The 18,727-nt window shown below is 70.3% G+C and carries 12 protein-coding genes and 2 rRNA genes; all 14 read right to left on the bottom strand.

Annotated elements, in window-relative coordinates; genetic code table 11:
* Nucleotides 1-198: 198 nt before the first annotated feature.
* Complete coding sequence (locus ACIBHX_RS00070; RefSeq protein ID WP_397062649.1) at nt 199-2,913, bottom strand: Rne/Rng family ribonuclease; 2,715 nt, start codon at nt 2,911-2,913, stop codon at nt 199-201.
* Between the two features lie 140 nt (nt 2,914-3,053).
* Nucleotides 3,054-3,857, bottom strand: coding sequence for a TIGR03936 family radical SAM-associated protein (locus ACIBHX_RS00065; RefSeq protein WP_397064987.1), 804 nt, complete (start codon nt 3,855-3,857; stop codon nt 3,054-3,056).
* A 752-nt stretch (nt 3,858-4,609) separates the two neighbouring features.
* Nucleotides 4,610-6,520, bottom strand: coding sequence for a TIGR03960 family B12-binding radical SAM protein (locus tag ACIBHX_RS00060; protein ID WP_397062647.1), 1,911 nt, complete (start codon nt 6,518-6,520; stop codon nt 4,610-4,612).
* A 72-nt stretch (nt 6,521-6,592) separates the two neighbouring features.
* Entirely contained in the window at nt 6,593-7,759 is a 1,167-nt protein-coding gene (rodA, locus tag ACIBHX_RS00055) for a rod shape-determining protein RodA (RefSeq protein WP_397062645.1), read from the bottom strand.
* Entirely contained in the window at nt 7,756-9,798 is a 2,043-nt protein-coding gene (gene mrdA / locus ACIBHX_RS00050; RefSeq protein ID WP_397062643.1) for a penicillin-binding protein 2, read from the bottom strand. Before mrdA ends, rodA begins: the two co-directional genes overlap by 4 nt.
* Complete coding sequence (mreD, locus tag ACIBHX_RS00045) at nt 9,795-10,259, bottom strand: rod shape-determining protein MreD (protein ID WP_397062642.1); 465 nt, start codon at nt 10,257-10,259, stop codon at nt 9,795-9,797. The genes mrdA and mreD overlap by 4 nt, the downstream gene beginning before the upstream one ends.
* Nucleotides 10,256-11,134: a rod shape-determining protein MreC gene (mreC, locus tag ACIBHX_RS00040; RefSeq protein ID WP_397062640.1), complete on the bottom strand. Its 879-nt coding sequence runs from the start codon at nt 11,132-11,134 to the stop codon at nt 10,256-10,258. Before mreC ends, mreD begins: the two co-directional genes overlap by 4 nt.
* 144 nt (nt 11,135-11,278) lie before the next feature.
* Nucleotides 11,279-12,310 carry a rod shape-determining protein gene (locus ACIBHX_RS00035; protein ID WP_397062639.1) on the bottom strand — a complete coding sequence of 344 codons (1,032 nt, stop codon included), beginning with the start codon at nt 12,308-12,310 and terminating at the stop codon, nt 11,279-11,281.
* A gap of 398 nt (nt 12,311-12,708) precedes the next feature.
* Entirely contained in the window at nt 12,709-13,119 is a 411-nt protein-coding gene (ndk, locus tag ACIBHX_RS00030) for a nucleoside-diphosphate kinase (RefSeq protein WP_397062637.1), read from the bottom strand.
* Nucleotides 13,120-13,339: 220 nt separating this feature from the next.
* Nucleotides 13,340-15,490, bottom strand: coding sequence for a hypothetical protein (locus tag ACIBHX_RS00025; protein ID WP_397062635.1), 2,151 nt, complete (start codon nt 15,488-15,490; stop codon nt 13,340-13,342).
* An 11-nt stretch (nt 15,491-15,501) separates the two neighbouring features.
* Nucleotides 15,502-15,843, bottom strand: a complete 342-nt coding sequence (locus ACIBHX_RS00020; RefSeq protein ID WP_397062633.1) for a DUF4233 domain-containing protein — start codon at nt 15,841-15,843, stop codon at nt 15,502-15,504.
* On the bottom strand, nt 15,840-17,129 hold the full coding sequence (locus ACIBHX_RS00015) for a bifunctional folylpolyglutamate synthase/dihydrofolate synthase (RefSeq protein ID WP_397064985.1): 1,290 nt from the start codon (nt 17,127-17,129) through the stop codon (nt 15,840-15,842). The genes ACIBHX_RS00020 and ACIBHX_RS00015 overlap by 4 nt, the downstream gene beginning before the upstream one ends.
* A 1,265-nt stretch (nt 17,130-18,394) precedes the next feature.
* A 5S ribosomal RNA gene (gene rrf / locus ACIBHX_RS00010) occupies nt 18,395-18,511 on the bottom strand.
* A gap of 129 nt (nt 18,512-18,640) precedes the next feature.
* A 23S ribosomal RNA gene (locus tag ACIBHX_RS00005) occupies nt 18,641-18,727 on the bottom strand; the annotation flags it as partial.

The raw sequence follows: 18,727 nt of genomic DNA, 5'->3' as shown, positions 1-18,727 counted from the left end.
CGCGGAACCCTTCTCCTGACTTCTGAATGCTGCGCCCGGCATTCGGCTGCTGTCTGAAACCGACGAACCGAGTAGGCGCGCGAACAGGGCACGCCACTGGACGCACCGATTCTCAAGGATACCGAATATCGGGACCCCGGTCGAACCGGCGGAACGTCGGGCTATCCACCGGAGGCGCCCCCTTGCGGGAGCGCCTGCCTAGTCGGCGGACTTGGCTCGGCGGGAGCGTCTCCGCCCCCTGCCGGAAGTCTGACCAGCTTGGTCGTCCTCTTCAGGGACGTCATCAAGCGCACCGGTCACCGTATCACGCGCGGACGACGCTGCTGACACCTTGTCGTTGACGGCCTTCTCGACCGCCATCTTCCCCTGCGTGCCGCGCGGCTCCGGCTTGGACTCGACCGGCTCGGTCGAGACGATCAGGCCGCGCCCGTTGCAGCAGTCGCACGGCGTCGAGAACGCCTCCAGGAGGCCCTGACCGACCCGCTTACGGGTCATCTGGACCAGACCCAGGGAAGTGACCTCGGCCACCTGGTGCTTGGTCCTGTCGCGCGCCAGGCACTCCAGCATGCGCCGCAGCACCAGGTCACGGTTGGATTCCAGCACCATGTCGATGAAGTCGACGACGATGATGCCACCGATGTCGCGCAACCGCAGCTGGCGGACGATCTCCTCGGCCGCCTCCAGGTTGTTGCGAGTGACCGTCTCCTCCAGGTTGCCGCCCTGGCCGGTGAACTTGCCGGTGTTGACGTCGACGACCGTCATGGCCTCGGTGCGGTCGATCACCAGCGAGCCGCCGCTGGGCAGCCACACCTTGCGCTCCATCGCCTTGCCCAGCTGCTCATCGATGCGGTAGTGCTCGAAGACGTCGGTGTCCTCGGTCCACTTGGTGAGCCGCTCGGCCAGGTGCGGAGCGACGTACTTGACGTAGTCGTCGACCGTCTCCCAGGCCTCCCCGCCCTGTACGACCAGGGTGGTGAAGTCCTCGTTGAACACGTCGCGCACGACCCGGATCGTCAGGTCCGGCTCGGCCGACAGCAGCTCAGGCGGGCTGGCCGACTTGGCCTTCTTCTGGATGTTCTCCCACTGCGCCGACAGGCGCGCCACGTCGCGGGCCAGCTCCTCCTCCGAGGCGCCCTCCGCGGCCGTGCGCACGATCACGCCGGCGTTCTCCGGCATGACCTTCTTCAGGATGGTCTTGAGCCGGGTGCGCTCCTTGTCGGGCAGCTTGCGGCTGATACCGGTCATCGACCCGTCAGGGACGTAGACCAGGTAGCGGCCTGGCAGGCTGATCTGGCTGGTGAGCCTGGCGCCCTTGTGACCGATCGGGTCCTTGGTGACCTGCACCAGCACCGACTGGCCCGACTTCAGCGCCGCCTCGATCCGCTTGGGCTGGCCCTCGAGCCCGGCGGTGTCGAAGTTGACCTCGCCCGCGTACAGGACCGCGTTGCGGCCCTTGCCGATGTCGACGAAGGCGGCCTCCATCGACGGCAGCACGTTCTGGACCTTGCCCAGGTAGACGTTGCCGACGTAGGACTGGCTGGCCTCACGGTTGACGTAGTGCTCGACCAGCACGCCGTCCTCGAGCACCGCGATCTGGGTGCGGTCGCCCTGGCGGCGCACCACCATCATCCGGTCGACCGACTCGCGCCTGGCCAGGAACTCCGACTCGGTGATGATCGGCGGACGGCGGCGGCCCAGCTCGCGCCCCTCGCGGCGGCGCTGCTTCTTGGCCTCGAGCCGGGTCGAGCCGCGCACGCTCTGCACGCCGTCGGCCGACGTCTCCAGCGTGGAGCTGCGGCCCGTGCGTGGCGCGCGGATGCGCACCACCGTGTTCGGCGGGTCGTCGCCGGACGGCTCGGCGCCCTCGTCACCGCCGCGGCGGCGGCGCCTGCGACGGCGGCGCGAGCCGGCGGACTCCTCCTGGGAATCCTCCTCCTGCTGCTCGTCCTCGGACTCCTCATCGGACTCGTCGGACTCGTCCGCCTCGTCGCGCTCGCGGGACTTGCCGCGGCCACGGCCGCCCCTGCGCCGGCGGCGGCGCCTGCTGCCGCCCTCTTCCTCCTGGTCGGAGTCGCCGCCCTCGACGTCGGCGTCCTCCTCCTCCGGCTCGGCCTCGTCGACCGGCTCGGCGACCTGCGGCTCGGGCCGGGCAGGCTTGGCCTGGCTCGGGTCGGGCGCCTGGAACAGCGGCGCGAAGATCGCGGTGGGACGCTGGAAGACGGCTTCCGGCTGGTCGTCCACCTGGGTGCGGCCGAACGGGTCGACGAGCAGGCTCGGCTTGTCCTCGACCTCGTCCAGGTCCTCGCCGGCGGGCTCGTCGTCGAGCGGCTCGTCCTCGGGCAGCTCGTCCAGGACGGCCTGCGCCGCGGGCTCCTTCTCGAAGACCTCGGGCGGCGGCGCGGCGGGCCTGGTGGCGCGCCTGCCGCGGGTCGTCTTGGGCGGCTCCTGCTCCTGGACCGCGCTCTCCTGAGCGGCGGCCGTCTCCTCGGCGACGACCTCCTGCACGGCAGCCTCGACCGGGCTCTCGACCGGCTCGGCCTTCTTCCTGGTACGGCGCTTCTTCTCGGGCTCGGGAGCCTCAGCGGCCGGCGCCTCAACGGCGGCCGGCTCGGCCTCGGCCTCCTCGCTCTTCTTGGTACGGCGGCGCGCCGTGGTGGCCGTGGAGCGGGCTCTGGAGGCCCGCTTGGGCTTCTCCTCGGCGACCGGCTCAGCCACGGCCTCAGCCTCTATTACGGCGTCGGCAACGGCCGTCGCCACCACGGTCTCGACCGGGCTGGCGGGCGGCTCGTCGGGAACCTCCGGCGGCGGACCGGCCGGACGGCTCGCGACGCGGCGGCGAGGGGTCGCCTCGGTCTGTTCAGTTGTTTCCCCGTCGGGGCCTGTGGCCCCGGCGTTGGGCTCGTTGTCGAGCATGCGGGCGCTCTCCCGTCAGCTCCCGGGCGCGTCGCCGCGCCGCGCAGGAGCCCTCGTGTCTCGTTGTCCGCCGCCCCCTCGGTGAGGGTGCGGCGCCAAGTCCTGTCAGCGGCCGTGTCCCGCTCGCGCGGAACACTTCCTTAACCGGCGTCGTGCTCACCCGCCGGTCCCGCTTCGCCGCCGCGCGTGATGTCGCGGTCAAGGTCGAACGGGTCGGCAAGCGCACCGGTGCGTACGTCCAGCGGCCCCTGCGCCAGCCTGGTCACCTCGGGGGGGACCGGCGGCGCGAAGTCGGCCACAAGGCGCAGCCCTGTGAGCACGTCGTCGGGTCGAACGGCAGGAGTTACGTGCCGAACAACCATGCGCAGTATGACACACGGCTGTCCTTGCACCTGAGCTGCGGTTCTATCTGTTCCCTCGGGGGCCGTGAGACTCAGTACGGCCTCTCGCGCGTCGAAACGGCGCGGTCCCTTCTTGGTCAGCCGTTCTACTTCAACGGTGCCGGCGGCGAGAAACTTCCCCACCGCCGTCTCGGCCTCGCCCTGGTCGGCGCCGGGAAGGCGCACCTCCCACACCGAGGCCTCCAGACGGTCGGCCAGCCCTCCAGCCCCCGCCTCTACCACCTCGAGCACGTCGAGCCCCGGCGGCAGCGAGCCGTCCAGGTCGGCGCGCAGCCGCGCGGGATCGCACGGCTCGGTCACGCCGATCTCGAGATATTCGGCCTCACTGGCGACGCCGGTCGGCGCCGCTCCCGCGTAGGAGATCTTCGGGTGGGGCGAGAAGCCCGCGCTGTAGGCCACCGGAATGCCGGCACGGCGCACCGCTCGTTCGACGGCGCGCGAGATGTCGCGGTGGCTGGTGAAGCGCAGACGGCCGCGCTTGGCGTAGCGGACGCGAAGCCGCTGCGCCGTCGGCGCGGGCGCAGGCCCGGGAACAGGTTTCAGAGCCTTGTCGTCCTTCCCATGTCAGAGTTTCCCTACGCCCAGAATAATCCGCCCCGGCACCGGCCGTGACTCTCCGTGGATCACCCCAGCCCCGGAGTACCCCTTTCGCCCAGCCCGAAAGCCAGATCGCGCGCCCAAAACTGCTGACATCCGTTGTACGGCGAGCCGCTATCACCGACGTCTCTCACCCAAAAGCGCTGACTCCTGCCGTACGGCGAGCCGCCGCCATCTCTCGCCCAGAAGTTCCGACTTCTGCTGTACGGCGAGCCGCCGCCACCGGCCGCCCGCCGCACTTCGGCTGGCGACCCGCGCCCGGCGCTCCCGGCGAGTCGGCGCCACTCCCCGCCGCCACGCCACCCCGATCCCAGGCACCCCGGCCACCGGTTTCCCACCGTCCAGGGCGCCGGCCTCCGCCGTACCCCTACTCGCCGACCCGGCGCAGCGGGACACGCTTTGGGAGGTTCGACTGGAAACCCACGGCCCCGCCCCATACGGCGAGAAACCCGAGCCCCGGGACGCGGAACCCGGACGCCGTAACGGCGGGCGACCCCGCATCACCGCAGGAGCGTCCCCCTGGACAGAGGCCGGCCGAAGTACGGCGACTGGCGGCAGGAGCGGCCTGCCGTACAGGAATCCAGACCTGCACCAGAAATCCAGACCTGCACAGGAACCCAGACCTACCGAACAGACGCCCAGATCTGGCGGACGGACGCCCAGACCTGCCGAACAGAAATCTGGACCAGCAGGAAAACTCAGACGACCGTGAGCGGGAGGAGTTTGCGACCTGTCGGGCCGATCTGGATCTCGGTGCCCATGGTGGGGCAGACGCCGCAGTCGTAGCACGGCGTCCAGCGGCAGTCCTCGACCTCGCCGCCGCCGACGGCCTCCTGCCAGTCCTGCCACAGCCACTCGCGGTCGAGCCCGGCGTCCAGGTGATCCCAGGGCAGGACCTCGTTCTCCTCGCGCTCGCGGATGGTGTACCAGTCGACGTCCACCCCGGCCGAGGCCGCGCCCTTCATCCAGCGCTCGTAGGAGAAGTGCTCGCTCCACCCGTCGAAGCGCCCGCCGTCCTCCCAGACGGCGCGGATGACGGCGCCGACCCGCCGGTCGCCGCGGGAGAGCAGGCCCTCCACGATCGACGGCTTGCCGTCGTGGTAGCGCATGCCGATCGCCCTGCCGTACTCGCGGTCGCCCCGCAGCGTGTCCTTCAACGCCTTGAGCCGCCGGTCGACCGTCTCGTGGTCGGCCTGGGCCGCCCACTGGAACGGCGTGTGCGGCTTGGGCACGAACCCGCCGATGGAGACCGTGCACCGGATGTCGCGCGAGCCGGTGATCTCGCGGCCCGCCTTGATGACCTTCTTGGCCAGGTCGGCGATGCCGAGCACGTCCTCGTCCTGCTCGGTGGGCAGGCCGCACATGAAGTACAGCTTGACCTGCCGCCAGCCCTGCGAGTAGGCGGTGGACACGGTGCGGATCAGGTCTTCCTCGGTGACCATCTTGTTGATCACCTTGCGCATCCGCTCAGAGCCGCCCTCGGGCGCGAACGTCAGGCCGGAGCGCCGCCCGTTGCGGGAGAACTCGTTGGCCAGGTCGATATTGAAGGCGTCGACGCGGGTGGAGGGCAGCGACAGCGAGGTGTTGGTGCCCTCGTAGCGGTCGGCCAGGCCCTTGGCGATGTTGCCGATCTCGGAGTGGTCGGCCGACGACAGCGACAGCAGGCCGACCTCGTTGAAGCCGGACTCCTTGATGCCGTTGTCGACCATCGCGCCGATCGTGGTGATCGACCGCTCCCGCACCGGGCGGGTGATCATGCCGGCCTGGCAGAAGCGGCAGCCGCGGGTGCAGCCGCGGAAGATCTCCACGCTGAACCGCTCGTGCACCGTCTCGGCCAGCGGCACCAGCGGCTTCTTCGGGTAAGGCCACTCGTCCAGGTCCATGACCGTGTGCTTGTGGATGCGCCACGGCACGTCGGGCCGGTTGGGCGCGACGCGCTTGATCCGCCCGTCCGGGTGGTAGTCGACGTCGTAGAACTTCGGGATGTAGACGCCGCCGGACTCGGCCAGGCGCATGAGGAGCTCGTCACGGCCGCCGGGCGAGCCCTCGGCCTTCCACTCCCTGATCACCTCGGTGATGGCGATCGCGATCTGCTCGCCGTCGCCCAGCACCGCCGCATCCAGGAAGTCGGCGATCGGCTCCGGGTTGAAGGCGGCGTGGCCGCCGGCCAGCACGATCGGGTCGTCGTCGCCGCGCTCGGCCGCCCGAAGCGGAATCCCGGCCAGGTCGAGGGCGGTCAGCATGTTGGTGTAGCCCAGCTCGGTGGAGAACGACACACCGAGTACGTCGAAGGCGCGCACCGGCCGGTGGCCATCGACGGTGAACTGCGGGACGCCGTGCTCACGCATCAGCGCCTCCAGGTCCGGCCAGACCGAGTAGGTCCGCTCGGCCAGGGTGCGAGGCAGCTCGTTGAGGATCTCGTAGAGGATCGCCACGCCCTGGTTGGGCAGCCCCACCTCGTAGGCGTCCGGGTACATCAGCGCCCACCGCACATCGGCGGAGTCCCACTCCTTCACGGTCGAGTTGAGCTCACCTCCGACGTACTGGATCGGCTTCTGCACCTTCGGCAGCAGCGCTTCCAGGCGCGGGAAAATCGACTCGACAGACATACGTACCAGGTTAGCGGCGCTCAGACCGTGGCAGGTCCCGGGATGCCGATGTCGTCAGCCAGGAACATGGATCTAGTTGAACGCCTGTTCCCTGATCCTTATCGCTTGCAAAAGCCCGACCGCCATCAAATTCGCGAACGTCGCCGTGCCGCCGTAGGACACGAACGGCAGCGGCAGCCCGGTGATGGGCATGATGCCCACGGTCATCCCGATATTGACGAAGGTCTGGAACGCCAGCCAGCACACGATCATCCCCGCGACCATCGTGCCGAACCGGTCGTCGCACTGCCTGGCGATCCGCAGCCCCCGCAGCAGCACCACTCCCAGCAGCAGCACCACCGTCAAGGAGCCCAGGAAGCCGAACTCCTCCCCCGCCGCGGTGAAGATGAAGTCGGTGTGCTGCTCGGGCACGAACCGCCCGGTCGTCTGCCCGCCGTCCAGCAGCCCCTTGCCGAACACCTCCCCCGACCCGATCGCGATCAGCGCCTGCGTGCTGTTGTAGCCGACGCCGCGCGGATCCACGCTCGGATCCAGGAACGCGGTGAAACGCGCGATCTGGTACGGCTCGAGCAGCTTGAACGCGAACACCGACACCGTGCCCGCCACCCCCACCAGCGCCAGCAGCACGAGCCAGCGTTTGCGCACCCCCGCGATCACCAGCCCGCAGCCAGTGATCACCGCCAGCACCAGCGTGGTGCCGAGGTCGGGCTGCAGCATCACCAGCCCCATCGTCACCAGCGCCGCCAGCAGCGCGAACATCATGTCGATCATGCGCGGCCTGTCGCTGCCCTCCCCCGGCTGGGCCAGCAGCATCGCGATCATCAACACCAGCCCGAGCTTGGCGAACTCCGACGGCTGTACGGCGAAGCCGCCCCCCAGCATGATCCACGAGTGCGACCCGTTGACGGTCGAGCCCAGCGGGGTGATCACGAGCCCGAGCCCGATCAGCGTCACCAGGTACACCACCGGCGCGTACGCGCGCAGCAGCCGGTGGTCGACCATCGACACCAGGGCGCACAGCACCGCCCCAATGGCCACGTTCAGCACGTGCTTCTTGACCAGCCCGGTGGAGCCCGGCGCCCACGTCCTGGTCGACGACCACACCAGCAGCGTGCCGATCACGCTCAGCGCGGCCACCGCGACCAGCAGCACGCCGTCCATCCGCCACACCGCTGACTGGGCTCCGACCGCTCTCCGGGTGAGGGATCGGCGGCGGGCCAGCAGCGTGCGGTCGATCACCGGGCCACCGTCCCGTCAGGTGCGATCAGCGGCAGCCGCGACGCAGGCCTGCCGCCGGGCACCAGTGCCGGCCGTTTGATCCCGAAGATCCCCTCATAGATCTCCCGCGCGGCGGGCGCCGCCGTCGTGGCGCCCATGCCGCCCTGCGACACCATGACGACCACCACGAAGCGCGGGTTGGCCGCGGGCGCGAACGAGGCGAACCAGGAGGTGTCCTCCTTGCCCCACACCTGCGCGGTACCGGTCTTGCCACCGATCCTGACCTGGTCCATCGGGAACCCGGAGAACGCGCCGGCCGCCGTACCGTCGGAGGGCACCTGGCTGAGCGCGTCCTTGATGTAGGCCCGGTCCTTCGCCGAGATGGGCAGCTTGCCCACCACCGGCGGGTCGATCGTCTGCACCAGCGTGCCGTCCGGCCGCACCCGCGCCCAGGCCACCCGCGGGCTGCGCAGCTTGCCGTCGCTCACCAGCGCCGCGTACGCCCTGGCCAGCTGCAGCGGCGTCACCAGCACGTCGCCCTGCCCGATGGAGAAGTTGGCGGCGTCACCCGGCCGCAGCAGGAACCCCTCGACGCAGTTCTCGTAGGCCAGCCGCTTGAGGAAGGCGGCCCTGCTCGCGCTCTTGACCTCCGGGTAGCCGGTGCGCGAGCGCTTGCAGTTGTCGGCGCTGGTCTGCTGCCACATGTCCTTCTTCCAGGTCCGGTCGGGGATGCGGCCCGACGACTCGCCCGGAAGGTCGATCCCCGTCGGCTTGCCGAACCCGAACGACCTGGCCATGTTGGCGAAGACCTCCTTCGGCGGAGTCTTCGGATGCAATCCGCCGTCCTTGAGCCACTGCTCGTAGGAGGTCCGGTAGAAGATCGTGTCGCACGACTTGACCAGCGCGGTGTGCAGCGTCATCGGGCCGAGCCCGATGCCGTGGAAGTTGTTGAACGCCCGGTCGCCCACCATGTAGGAGCCGGGGCAGTCGTAGGTGCCATGCAGCGGGTAGCCGGCCTGCAGCATGGCCGACACCGACGACACCTTGAACGTCGAACCGGGCGCGTACTGCCCGTTGATGGCCCGCGACACGAGCGGCTTGCCCGACTTGTCCGACAGCAGCCGCTGGTACTCCGCCTCGGAGATGCCCCCGGTCCAGATCGTCGGGTCGTAGCCGGGCGCGCTGGCCATGGCGATCACCCGCCCGGTCCGCGGGTCGAGCACCACCCCCGCGGCGCCGTCGGCCTTCGGCGCACTCTTCATCGCGTGCGCGATCGCCTGCTCCACCACGTTCTGCACGCGCGCGTCGATACTGGTGATCAGCGTGTCGCCGCTGGTCGGCGCCACCTGCTGCTCCACCCCGAGGACCTTGCCCAGCCGGTCGACCTGCACCTGGCGCAGCCCCGGCTTGCCGCGCAGCGCCTCGTCGTAGACGTACTCGAGCCCGTCGCGACCCACCAGATCCACGCCGGAGAAGCCGGCCTTCAGCCCGACGCGCTTGTCCAGCTCCTCCTGCGTGACCGGCTGCAGGTAGCCGAGCAGCTGCGCAGCCGCCTTGCCCTGCGGATACTCCCTGACCGCCTGCACCTCGGCGGTGACCCCAGGGAACTCCTCCTGCCGCTCCAGGATCTGCAGCGCCTCGCGCGTCTGCACCCGCTCGTCGACGGGGATCGGCTGGTACGGCGAGCCGGGCCAGCACGGCCGCGTCACCCCGGCACCGCACGACCTGATCCGCTTCTCCAGCTGCTTGACCGGCTTGCCGAGCACCTGCGCCAGCTTGGCCAGCACCTCCGCGCCGCCATCGGGCATCCGCTGCAGCCGCTGCCTGTCGACCGACACCACCAGCGCCGTCTTGTTGCGCACCAGCGGGCGGCCGGAGGAGTCCAGGATCTGCCCGCGCACCGCGGGCACCATCACGCTGCGCGTCCTGGTCTCGGTGGCCGCGTTCACGAACTCCTTGCCGCGCACCACCTGTACCTGCCACAGCCGCGCGCCCAGCACAGCCAGCATCGACAGCACCACCACCTGGAGCACGACCAGCCGCATGCGCATCCGGCTCATATCGCGTACTCCAGCGTTCTCCTCCTGGTCGCCAGCCACACCACGGCAGGCGCGACCACCAGCGTGTAGACGATCGTGATCGGCGCCCTGGCGGCCAGCGCGGACAGCGTCACGCGCGGATCGCCGATCAGCCCGCCCACGACGGCGGCCACCAGCGGCGCGATCAGCACGCACAGGACCACGGTCGACACCGGCCCGCCGGCGCCGCGCCCCGCCACGTAGCCGACGACGGCCAGCACGAACGCGTACTGCCCGACGACGTGCGCCACCGGCGGCATGATGTCGATCACCAGCCCGGCGCAGAACCCGATCACCGCGCCCGCCGCGGGCCCGCGCAGCAGCGCCGCCCCGATCACGGCGAGCAGCACCAGGTCGGGCACGCCGCCGCCGGGCAGCGCCAGCCGGTTCACCACGATCACCTGCACCAGCACCGCCGCCAGGACGACCAGCGCGGCGATCATCGGGCGCCGTCCTTCGGCGGCAGCAGCGCGTCCCTCGGGTCACGCTTGGGCGCGTCCACGACCACGCCCACCACGTCCAGCGCCGTCAGGTCCGCGTACGGCCTGGCATAGGCGATCCGCGTCAGCTCACCCGGCGTGGCCTCCACCCGCTCGATCACCCCGACGGGCACCCCCGGCACGTACGGCGTGCCGCGCTGGGAGCCGAAGCTGACGATGCGGCCACCCCGCTCCAGCGGCGCGGTCGAGTCGAGCAGCTTGAACTGCACCAGCCGGCCGTTCTCCGCCACGCCGTGCACCACGCCGATCTCGTTGCCGTTCTCCAGCCGTGCCCCCGCCGACGAGGCGGGATCGCTGATCAGCACCACGGTCGCGGTGCCGGACTCCGCCTGCACCACCCGGCCGACGAGCCCGTCGCCGTTGAGGACGGTCATCTCCGGCCTGATCCCGTCGGCGGTGCCCGCGTCGATCTCCGCCGCCTCCTCGAACCCGGGCACGCCGCGCCTGGCCACCACGTTCGCGGTCACGATCTTGTAGCCGCCCAGCCCCGACAGGCCAAGCAGCCGCTTGAGCTGGCCGGACCTGCCCGCGTCGAGCCTGCCGGCGGCCAGCTCGGAGCGGAGCTTGGCGTTCTCGGCCTTGAGGCGCTGGATGTCGCTCTGCGCACTCGGCGCGTTGACCATGGCCTGGAAGAAGCCGCCGACCGGGTTGGTCACGGTGGTGCCGACCTGCTCCGCCGAACCGAACAGCCAGGCTCCGCCGGCGCGCAGCGCGCCCAGCGGCGAGCCCTCCCCCGAGCGGTGGTCGATCGTCAGGGTCACCAGCGCCGCCAGCAGCAGCAGCCCCAGGATCATCCGAGCGCGGCGCGTGTCCCTCATCGCATCCCCACGATCAACCGGGCGTCGCAGTCCTGCACCGCCCCACTCACCGGCACCTCACCCGTACCGGACCGGCGAGCGCCCCGCGTACGGCGCCCAGCCTCGCCCTTTCCGGGCGGCCAGGGCTGGTGAGCGTGCGTCATATCAGCGCCTGGACTCCGGGACGAGCACCTGCTGCAGCGCCTCGAACTCCTCCACGCACCTGCCCGAGCCGAGCGCGACCGAGTCAAGGGCGTTCTCGACGAGGTGGACGGGCATGCCCGTCTCGTTCCTGAGCCGCTCGTCCATGCCCTTGAGCAGGGCGCCGCCGCCGGTCAGCGCGATGCCACGGTCCATCAGGTCGCCCGACAGCTCCGGCGGGCACTTGTCGAGCGTGGTCTTGACCGCGTCGATGATGGTGTTGATCGGCTCCTCGGTGGCCTTGCGGATCTCGTCCCTGGACACCACGATCGTCTTGGGCAGCCCACTGACCAGGTCACGCCCCCGGATCTCGGCGTGGCAGTCGTCGCCGGAGGGGCAGGCCGAGCCGATCGCCATCTTGATCTCCTCGGCGGTGCGCTCACCGAGCATCAGCGAGAACTCCTTCTTGGCGAAGGTGATGACCGCCTGGTCGAGCTCGTCGCCGCCGACCCTGATCGACTGGCTGGTGACCACGCCGCCCATCGAGATGATCGCCACCTCGGTGGTGCCGCCGCCGATGTCGACGACCATATTGCCCGTCGGCTCGTGCACCGGCAGCCCGGCGCCGATCGCCGCGGCCATCGGCTCCTCGATGATGTAGACCTTGCGCGCGCCCGCCTGGTAGCCGGCCTCCTTGACCGCCCGCTGCTCCACGCCGGTGATGCCGCTCGGCACGGCGATGATGATGCGCGGCTTGGCGAAGTGACGGCGTTTGTGCACGCGCTGGATGAAGTACCGCAGCATCCGCTCGGTCACGTCGAAGTCGGCGATCACGCCGTCCTTCAACGGGCGGACGGCCACGATGTTGCCGGGTGTGCGGCCGATCATGCGCTTGGCCTCGATGCCAACCGCCACGATCTTGCCGGTCGCGGTGTTGATCGCGACGACAGACGGCTCGTTGAGCACGATGCCGCGGCCGCGCACGTATACCAACGTGTTCGCGGTGCCGAGGTCGACCGCCATATCGCGGCCGAGAAAGGCGAGCTTGCTGCCCATGGGGAACGAGGCCTTCCGTCACGTCGTTCGCGTGTCACTACGGATCGCATTCGAATCGTAACGTGACGTACCCACCAGCGAGCGCAATGAGCCCTGGTGCCCCACAAAAATCTTGAGCCCTACGGCTTCCCCCTGCTTTGCCCCATTCCCACCACGCAACTCCGCCGAAAGCCGGGCTTGACCCCCGAAGCGCCTTCTGAACCGCGGCTTCCGTCTTCCACCCACCTTCACCGGTACGGCAAGCCCGCTCCCCAGCCACACCGGCACCCCAAACAACCTCAATGCCCTGGTACGGCATCCACCAGTTCGCCGCGATGCGGGCGTACCGCACGGGAGAAAGCGAACGCGCCCGGCCTGCCGGCGGAAGCGGCTGAGCGGGCGCGTCGGAAAGCGTGGGCCTAGAAGCGGTCCGGGAAGAAGATCTTGATCTCGCGAGCCGCCGACTCAGGCGAGTCGGACCCGTGGACGACGTTCTCGCCGATCTCGAGGGCGTGGTCGCCACGGATCGTGCCGGGCGCGGACTTGACCGGGTCGGTGAGGCCGGCGAGGGCGCGGAACGCCTCCACGGCGCGCGGACCCTCGAGGACCATCGCGACCAGCGGTCCGGAGGTGATGAAGTCGACGAGCTCGCCGAAGAACGGCCGCTCGGAGTGCTCGGCGTAGTGCGTCTTGGCGGTGTCGGCGTCGAGGGTACGCAGGTCCATCGCCACGACGTTGAGGCCCTTGCGCTCCACGCGGGCGATCACGTCGCCGATGAGGCCACGCTTCACACCGTCGGGCTTGATCAGGACAAGGGTGCGCTCGGACACGGGAGGTTCTCCTTTGAACAGGTCTTTGGGCCGCGGAGCCGGCGGCCTGGCTTGCGCTCCGCGGGACGCGCCGCGCGGGCGGGGTGCCCGCGCGTCACTGTGGATGCCGCTCAGCTTACCGTCCCCCTGCCCTTTCCCCTGCGCCCCTGGCCTCGGCGGGGGCGCATGGCCGGTCGCGTGCGCATGGAGCGCGTGCTCGTGGCCCACGGGATCGGGCGGGTCAGGGGGTTGTGCCGTCCTCGGGTGACTGGGTGGGTGGCGGCACGGGCGGGATCGGGCCTGTGGTCTCGGCGGTGCCCGCCTGGTCCGTCACGTCCGGCCCGGAACCGTTGGCCTGGACTCGCGACGTCACCCGCGGGATCTCCCCGGTAGGCCGATCCTCGTCGTCCCGCGGCTCCTCCGCTTCTTGGTCGGGACGGCGTTCCTCGGTGCCTCGCGGCTCGTCCTTCGAAACCGCCGCCTCGCCGGACGCGCCCGGCTTTCCGGACTTCTCCGGCTCCTCGAACGCGCCCGCGCTCACGGACGCGGGGGCTTCGGATGCGAATGCCCCCACCTCACCGCGTCCCGCCCGCGCGCGGACCGCGGCCATGACGTCCGCCCCGTCATCCTCCGCGCCCTCGGCACGCCCGGCCTCCTCCGCGCTCTCGGTACGGTCGGCCTCCTTCACGCCCTCGGTACGGTCGGCCTCCGGAGCCCGTGGCCCGGGAACCTCCGCACCCGCCGCCCCGGCAGCCTGCCCGGCCACGCCAGCCGCGACGCCCGCCGTACCGGCGTCAGAAAGGCCCGCCGTACCAGAGCTGGAAAGACCAGTGCCAGAGCCCAAGAGGCCCGTACCAGAGCCCAAGAGGCCCGTACCAGAGCCCGAGAGGCCCGTACCAGAGCCCGAGAGGCCCGCGCCAGAGCCCGAGAGGTTGGCGCCAGAGCCCGAGGGGTTGGTGCCAGAGCCCGAGGGGCTTGTACCAGGGACAGGGGCGCTGTAGGGGGCATCGGCCAGAGCGGGCGCTGAGCGGCGGGCGAGGAGCGCGGCGAGGACGATGACCGCGACGACCAGGAAGCCGCCGATCAGCGCCCAGAGGTGCAGAGCCCCGACGAAGCCGTCCACGAGCTCCTGCGCCGACTTGGCCCCCTGCAGCACCATGACCTGGATGCCGGTGCCGAGGAGGTAGCCCGCGAGCACCCCGGGGAAGCACAGCGCCAGGCCGAACAGCGAGGCGCCGAGCCCGGCGGGCCGCATCGCGGCGGTCATCGCGACCGCGGCGCCCACGGCCAGCAGCGTGAAGGGGATGACGAGCACCATCCCGCTCTCGGCGGGCACCAGCACCCGCACCGAGCACAGGCCGACGACCACGGCGAGCAGGCCGAGCGGCGTGAGCCACCTGGTGAGCGCGCCGCCGAAGAGCCGTACCAGAACCGAGGCCGCGACCGCGGAAGCGCCGGCGATGCAGAACGGCAGCCACAACCCCTTGAGCCCGGGCCCGCCGAGACCGCCCATCTCAACGTAGGTGATCTGGGCGACGCTGGGCAGCACGACCGTGCCGACCGCGACCATGGCGTAGGCCAAGGTGCGGCCCTCGGGCGAGCCGATGGACGCCAGCGCCAGCATGGCCGCGACCGCCAGCACGGCGACCAGGACGACCAGGCTGGGGCGCCAGTTCTCGTTGGCGGTGCTGATGGCCACGAACGCGATCCCCGCGGCGGGCACGGTGGCCAGCAGCAGGCGGCTGCGTTCCTTGGCCCGCGGGCTCGGCGTGACGTGCTCGCCGCGGACGAGCCAGACCAGGAAGTATCCGGCGGCCAGCGCCAGCGAGACCCCGGTCAGCAGCGGATACGGCTGGAGCGTGATGCGCCAGCTCCTGACGCCGTCGAGCGGCCAGAGCGCCAGCGCCTGCGCGGAGACCAGGCTGAGCGCCAGCATCCCCGTCCAGAGTGCGCGCAGCCACGGCGGCCTCTCCCACGCGGCGGCCAGCGTGGCGGGCACGAGGACGCCTGCGCCGATGCCGTGCAGCACGCGCAGCACGCCGACCAGGAACGTCGAGCCCGCGTAACCGCCCGCGGCGTCGGCCACTGCCAGCAGCGCCAGCCCGGCGACCAGGATGTGCGCCACCTTCAGCCGGCGCAGCGCCACGGCGGCCAGCGGGACGGTCAGCATCATCGCCGGCAGTGCGAGCCCGTGCGCGCGCATGAGCCCGAGCCGGTCGATGTCGCCGGGGAGCAGGTCGGCCACGACGGAGACGGTGTTCGGGATCGCCACGATGGCAAGCGGCAGCGCGGCCACGATGAGCAGCCCGAGCACGGCGTCGAGCAGCCAGGGCAGCTTGGCGTCTGAAGCGGGACCCGCGTGGGCGGACCGCTGGATTGGGGGGACGGCCATGTTGGCCGACTTTAGCGGGAAGTCACGCCCTCGACACGGCGAGCGACGAATATCGATGTGATCCACAGCGCCGCGAAGACCACCCCGAGGAAGAACATCGTCGGCACCAGGAACCCGGCGCAGATCGCCAGCACCTGCACCACGGTGCCGAGCACGTAGCCGATCGGCCTCTTGAGCAGGCCCGCGGCGACCAGGCACAGCACCAGCAGCCCGATGCCGACGGTGACGGCCAGCGCGGGCGTCACGCCGTTGACGCTGATCGCCACGGGTGTGATGAGGCCCACGACGATGGCCTCCAGCCCGAGCACGCTGGCGCCCAGGCGCCGCATACCCGGGGTGACCTGAAATTTCATGACCCATCCGCCTTCAGCAGGAAGCGGGCGTCGCCGGCGGTCACCACCGAGCCGGTGATCAGCACGCCGGTGCCGCTGAACTCGCCCTCGGCGTCCGCCATGCCGATGCCCCTGTCGATGGCGTCGTCGAGCCGCTCGACCACGTGCACGCGGTCCTCACCGAAGAAGCCCATCGCCAGCTCGCCGAGCTCCTCCGCCGACATCGACCTGGGCGAGGAGTTGCGGGTGACGACGATCTCGTCGAGCACCGGCTCCAGCAGCTCGAGAAGCCCGTCGACGTCCTTGTCGCTCATGACGGCGACCACGCCGACCACCTTGGCGAAGTCGAACGCCTCGTGCAGGCCGTCCAGCGTGGCCTGCATGCCGCCGGGATTGTGCGCGGCGTCGACCACGACCGTCGGGCTCCTGCGCAGGATCTCCAGCCGTCCCGGGGAGGCGGCCTGCGCGAAAGCCTGCCGTACCAGCTCGATGTCCAGCGGGTCGTCACCGCCCGTCAGCGCCTCGACGGCGGCCAGCGCGCACACGGCGTTGCTCGCCTGGTGGGCGCCGTAGAGCGGGAGGTAGACGTCCTCGTAGACGCCCTTCAGGCCGCGCAGCGTGAGCAGCTGCCCGCCCATCGCGACCTCGCGGGCGAGCACGCCGAACTCGATCCCCTCGCGCGCCACCACGGCCCCCGTGTCGGCCGCGCGCCGCATCAGCACCTCGGCGGCCTCGATGTCCTGCTGGGCCAGTATGGTTGTCGCGCCCGGCTTGATGATGCCCGCCTTCTCACCCGCGATGGTCGGGATGTCGGGTCCGAGCCGATCGGTGTGATCCAGCGAGATCGGGGTGATGACGGCGACAGTGCCGTCGGCGACGTTCGTGGCGTCCCAGGTGCCGCCCATGCCGGTCTCGATGACGGCCACGTCGACCGGGGTGTCCGCGAAGGCCGCGTACGCCATCGCGGTCAGCAGCTCGAAGAACTGGATGCGGCGCCCCTGGGTGTCGTTCAGTTCGACGTAGGGCGCGATCTCCTCATAGACCTCGGCGAAACGCTCCTCGCTCAGGGGTTCGCCGTCGACGCAGATGCGCTCGCGCATCGACACCAGATGCGGGCTGGTGAAGCGGCCCACCCTCAGGTTCCGCTCACGAAGCAGCGCCTCGGTCAGGCGGGCCGTGCTCGTCTTGCCGTTGGTGCCGGCGATGTGCACGACAGGGTAGGACCGCTGGGGCGAGCCGAGCAGGTCCATGAGGGCCGCGATCCGGTCCAGCGTCGGCTCGAAGTCCCATTCGACGCCGCGGTCCATGATCGCGCGTTCAACCGCACGATAATCCACCCCTCAACCCTACTTTCCCCCAAGCCCCCTTCCACCCCCGCCCATTCCCGCACGCTCTCCCCAGCCTGCCCGCATCAGCTCCCCGCCACCCGCTGCCTCCAATCCCACACCGCGCAACCAGGCTGGGAACCCCCCAACGTCCCCGCTCTCTGGCAACGCCTGTAGCACTCCGGGCCACTCCCACCCGGAGTGGCCCACCCCTCAAACACCCCCCAAAAACACCCGCCTCCGGCGCGCCACGAGCCAACCCACCAAACACGGCCAGAAGCCCGTGGTACGCCCGTCACGGACGAGCTGGCACAGCGTCACAAGCGGCGACATGTCCCTACGGGCGGCGCTCGCGAGGCGCGGAGATGGCCACGCGCCTCATGTCACACGACAAGCACCACCCACTTGCGCACAGAATCGCCGAAGCAGTCACAGCGCATCGACCGCCCACTCGCCGGCGACTCAGCGGTGACGCACGCAACAGGCGACGAAGCCCGGCACGCAAGCATCAGCGGAAACGCGAAAAGCGCCGCCCTCGCCACTTAGGAGGCCCGGAAATCGCGGCAATAGCACCCCGCCGCCCGGGGCCACCGATCGGAACCAGCGAAGATCTCCAGGCCCAAGCCAACACCTTGGAAGCGCGCAAGGGCCACCCACACCATGGACGGCCCCTGGAAGGTCACAGCCGGCCACCCCCCTTGCCGGGGATGGCCGATCGAGGCACGCGAGGGGTCGCTCAAGCCCCTGGCCGCACCTCTGTGTCGCGAAGGGGCCTCCCACACCGTGGACGGCTCCTGGAGACGCAGCAGGCCTCCTCCGCTGCCGAAGATGGCCGGTCTCAGCACGTGAGGAGATCACCATGGGCTTGGAGCAGCACCCCCGGAACGCGAAAAGGGGCCACCCACACCCCGTGGATGGCCCCCCGAAACGCGAAAAGGAGGCCATCCCGGCGGTGCGGAATAGCTCCCTGGATGACCCGGCGAAACGCGAAAAAGGGGCCACCCGACACCTCAGGCTGGCCCCCTGGAAACGCGGAAAGAGAGGCCACCCCTGGCGTGCGGGAGAGCCCTGGAAACACGGAAAGGGGCCACCCACACCGTGGATGACTCCCGAAACGCGATAAGGCCACCCCGACCCCCGGGATGGCCCCTGAAACGCGGAAAGAGAGGCCACTCCCGACGTGAGGAAGAGCCCCCGAAATGCGGAAAGGCCCACCCCATACGGGGTGGGCCTTTCCAGCAATATTTGTGCGGCGGCGACCTACTCTCCCACACCCTCCCGAGTGCAGTACCATCGGCGCTGGGAAGCTTAACTTCCGGGTTCGGAATGTAACCGGGTGTTTCCTTCCCGCCATAACCACCGCAACCCTACGAGACATGTTTGCTGTCTCAGAATTGCGTAGTGGACGCGAGCAAAACCTTCGAATGCGGCGCAGCTCTGGACCCGGCGAAGAGTAACAGAGCGCCAGCACACACCCGAAAGCGTGTTGCTTTGTGGTCAAGTCCTCGGCCTATTAGTACCGGTCAGCTCCACACGTTACCGTGCTTCCACCTCCGGCCTATCAACCCGGTCGTCTACCG

The organism is Nonomuraea sp. NPDC050536 (assembly GCF_044457685.1).
Classification (GTDB): domain Bacteria; phylum Actinomycetota; class Actinomycetes; order Streptosporangiales; family Streptosporangiaceae; genus Nonomuraea.
The sequence above is the reverse complement of the archived record's forward strand: the minus strand, read 5'-3'. Positions and strand labels throughout refer to the sequence as shown.

Excerpts from the sequence above, each read along its gene's own strand:
- mreC (WP_397062640.1), bottom strand. The coding sequence starts at position 11,134 with ATGAGGGACACGCGCCGCGCTCGGATGATCCTGGGGCTGCTGCTGCTG.
- ACIBHX_RS00070 (WP_397062649.1), bottom strand. The coding sequence starts at position 2,913 with ATGCTCGACAACGAGCCCAACGCCGGGGCCACAGGCCCCGACGGGGAA.
- ACIBHX_RS00035 (WP_397062639.1), bottom strand. The coding sequence starts at position 12,310 with ATGGGCAGCAAGCTCGCCTTTCTCGGCCGCGATATGGCGGTCGACCTC.
- ACIBHX_RS00020 (WP_397062633.1), bottom strand. The coding sequence starts at position 15,843 with ATGAAATTTCAGGTCACCCCGGGTATGCGGCGCCTGGGCGCCAGCGTG.
- ACIBHX_RS00060 (WP_397062647.1), bottom strand. The coding sequence starts at position 6,520 with ATGTCTGTCGAGTCGATTTTCCCGCGCCTGGAAGCGCTGCTGCCGAAG.
- ACIBHX_RS00025 (WP_397062635.1), bottom strand. The coding sequence starts at position 15,490 with ATGGCCGTCCCCCCAATCCAGCGGTCCGCCCACGCGGGTCCCGCTTCA.
- ACIBHX_RS00015 (WP_397064985.1), bottom strand. The coding sequence starts at position 17,129 with ATGGACCGCGGCGTCGAATGGGACTTCGAGCCGACGCTGGACCGGATC.
- mrdA (WP_397062643.1), bottom strand. The coding sequence starts at position 9,798 with ATGAGCCGGATGCGCATGCGGCTGGTCGTGCTCCAGGTGGTGGTGCTG.
- mreD (WP_397062642.1), bottom strand. The coding sequence starts at position 10,259 with ATGATCGCCGCGCTGGTCGTCCTGGCGGCGGTGCTGGTGCAGGTGATC.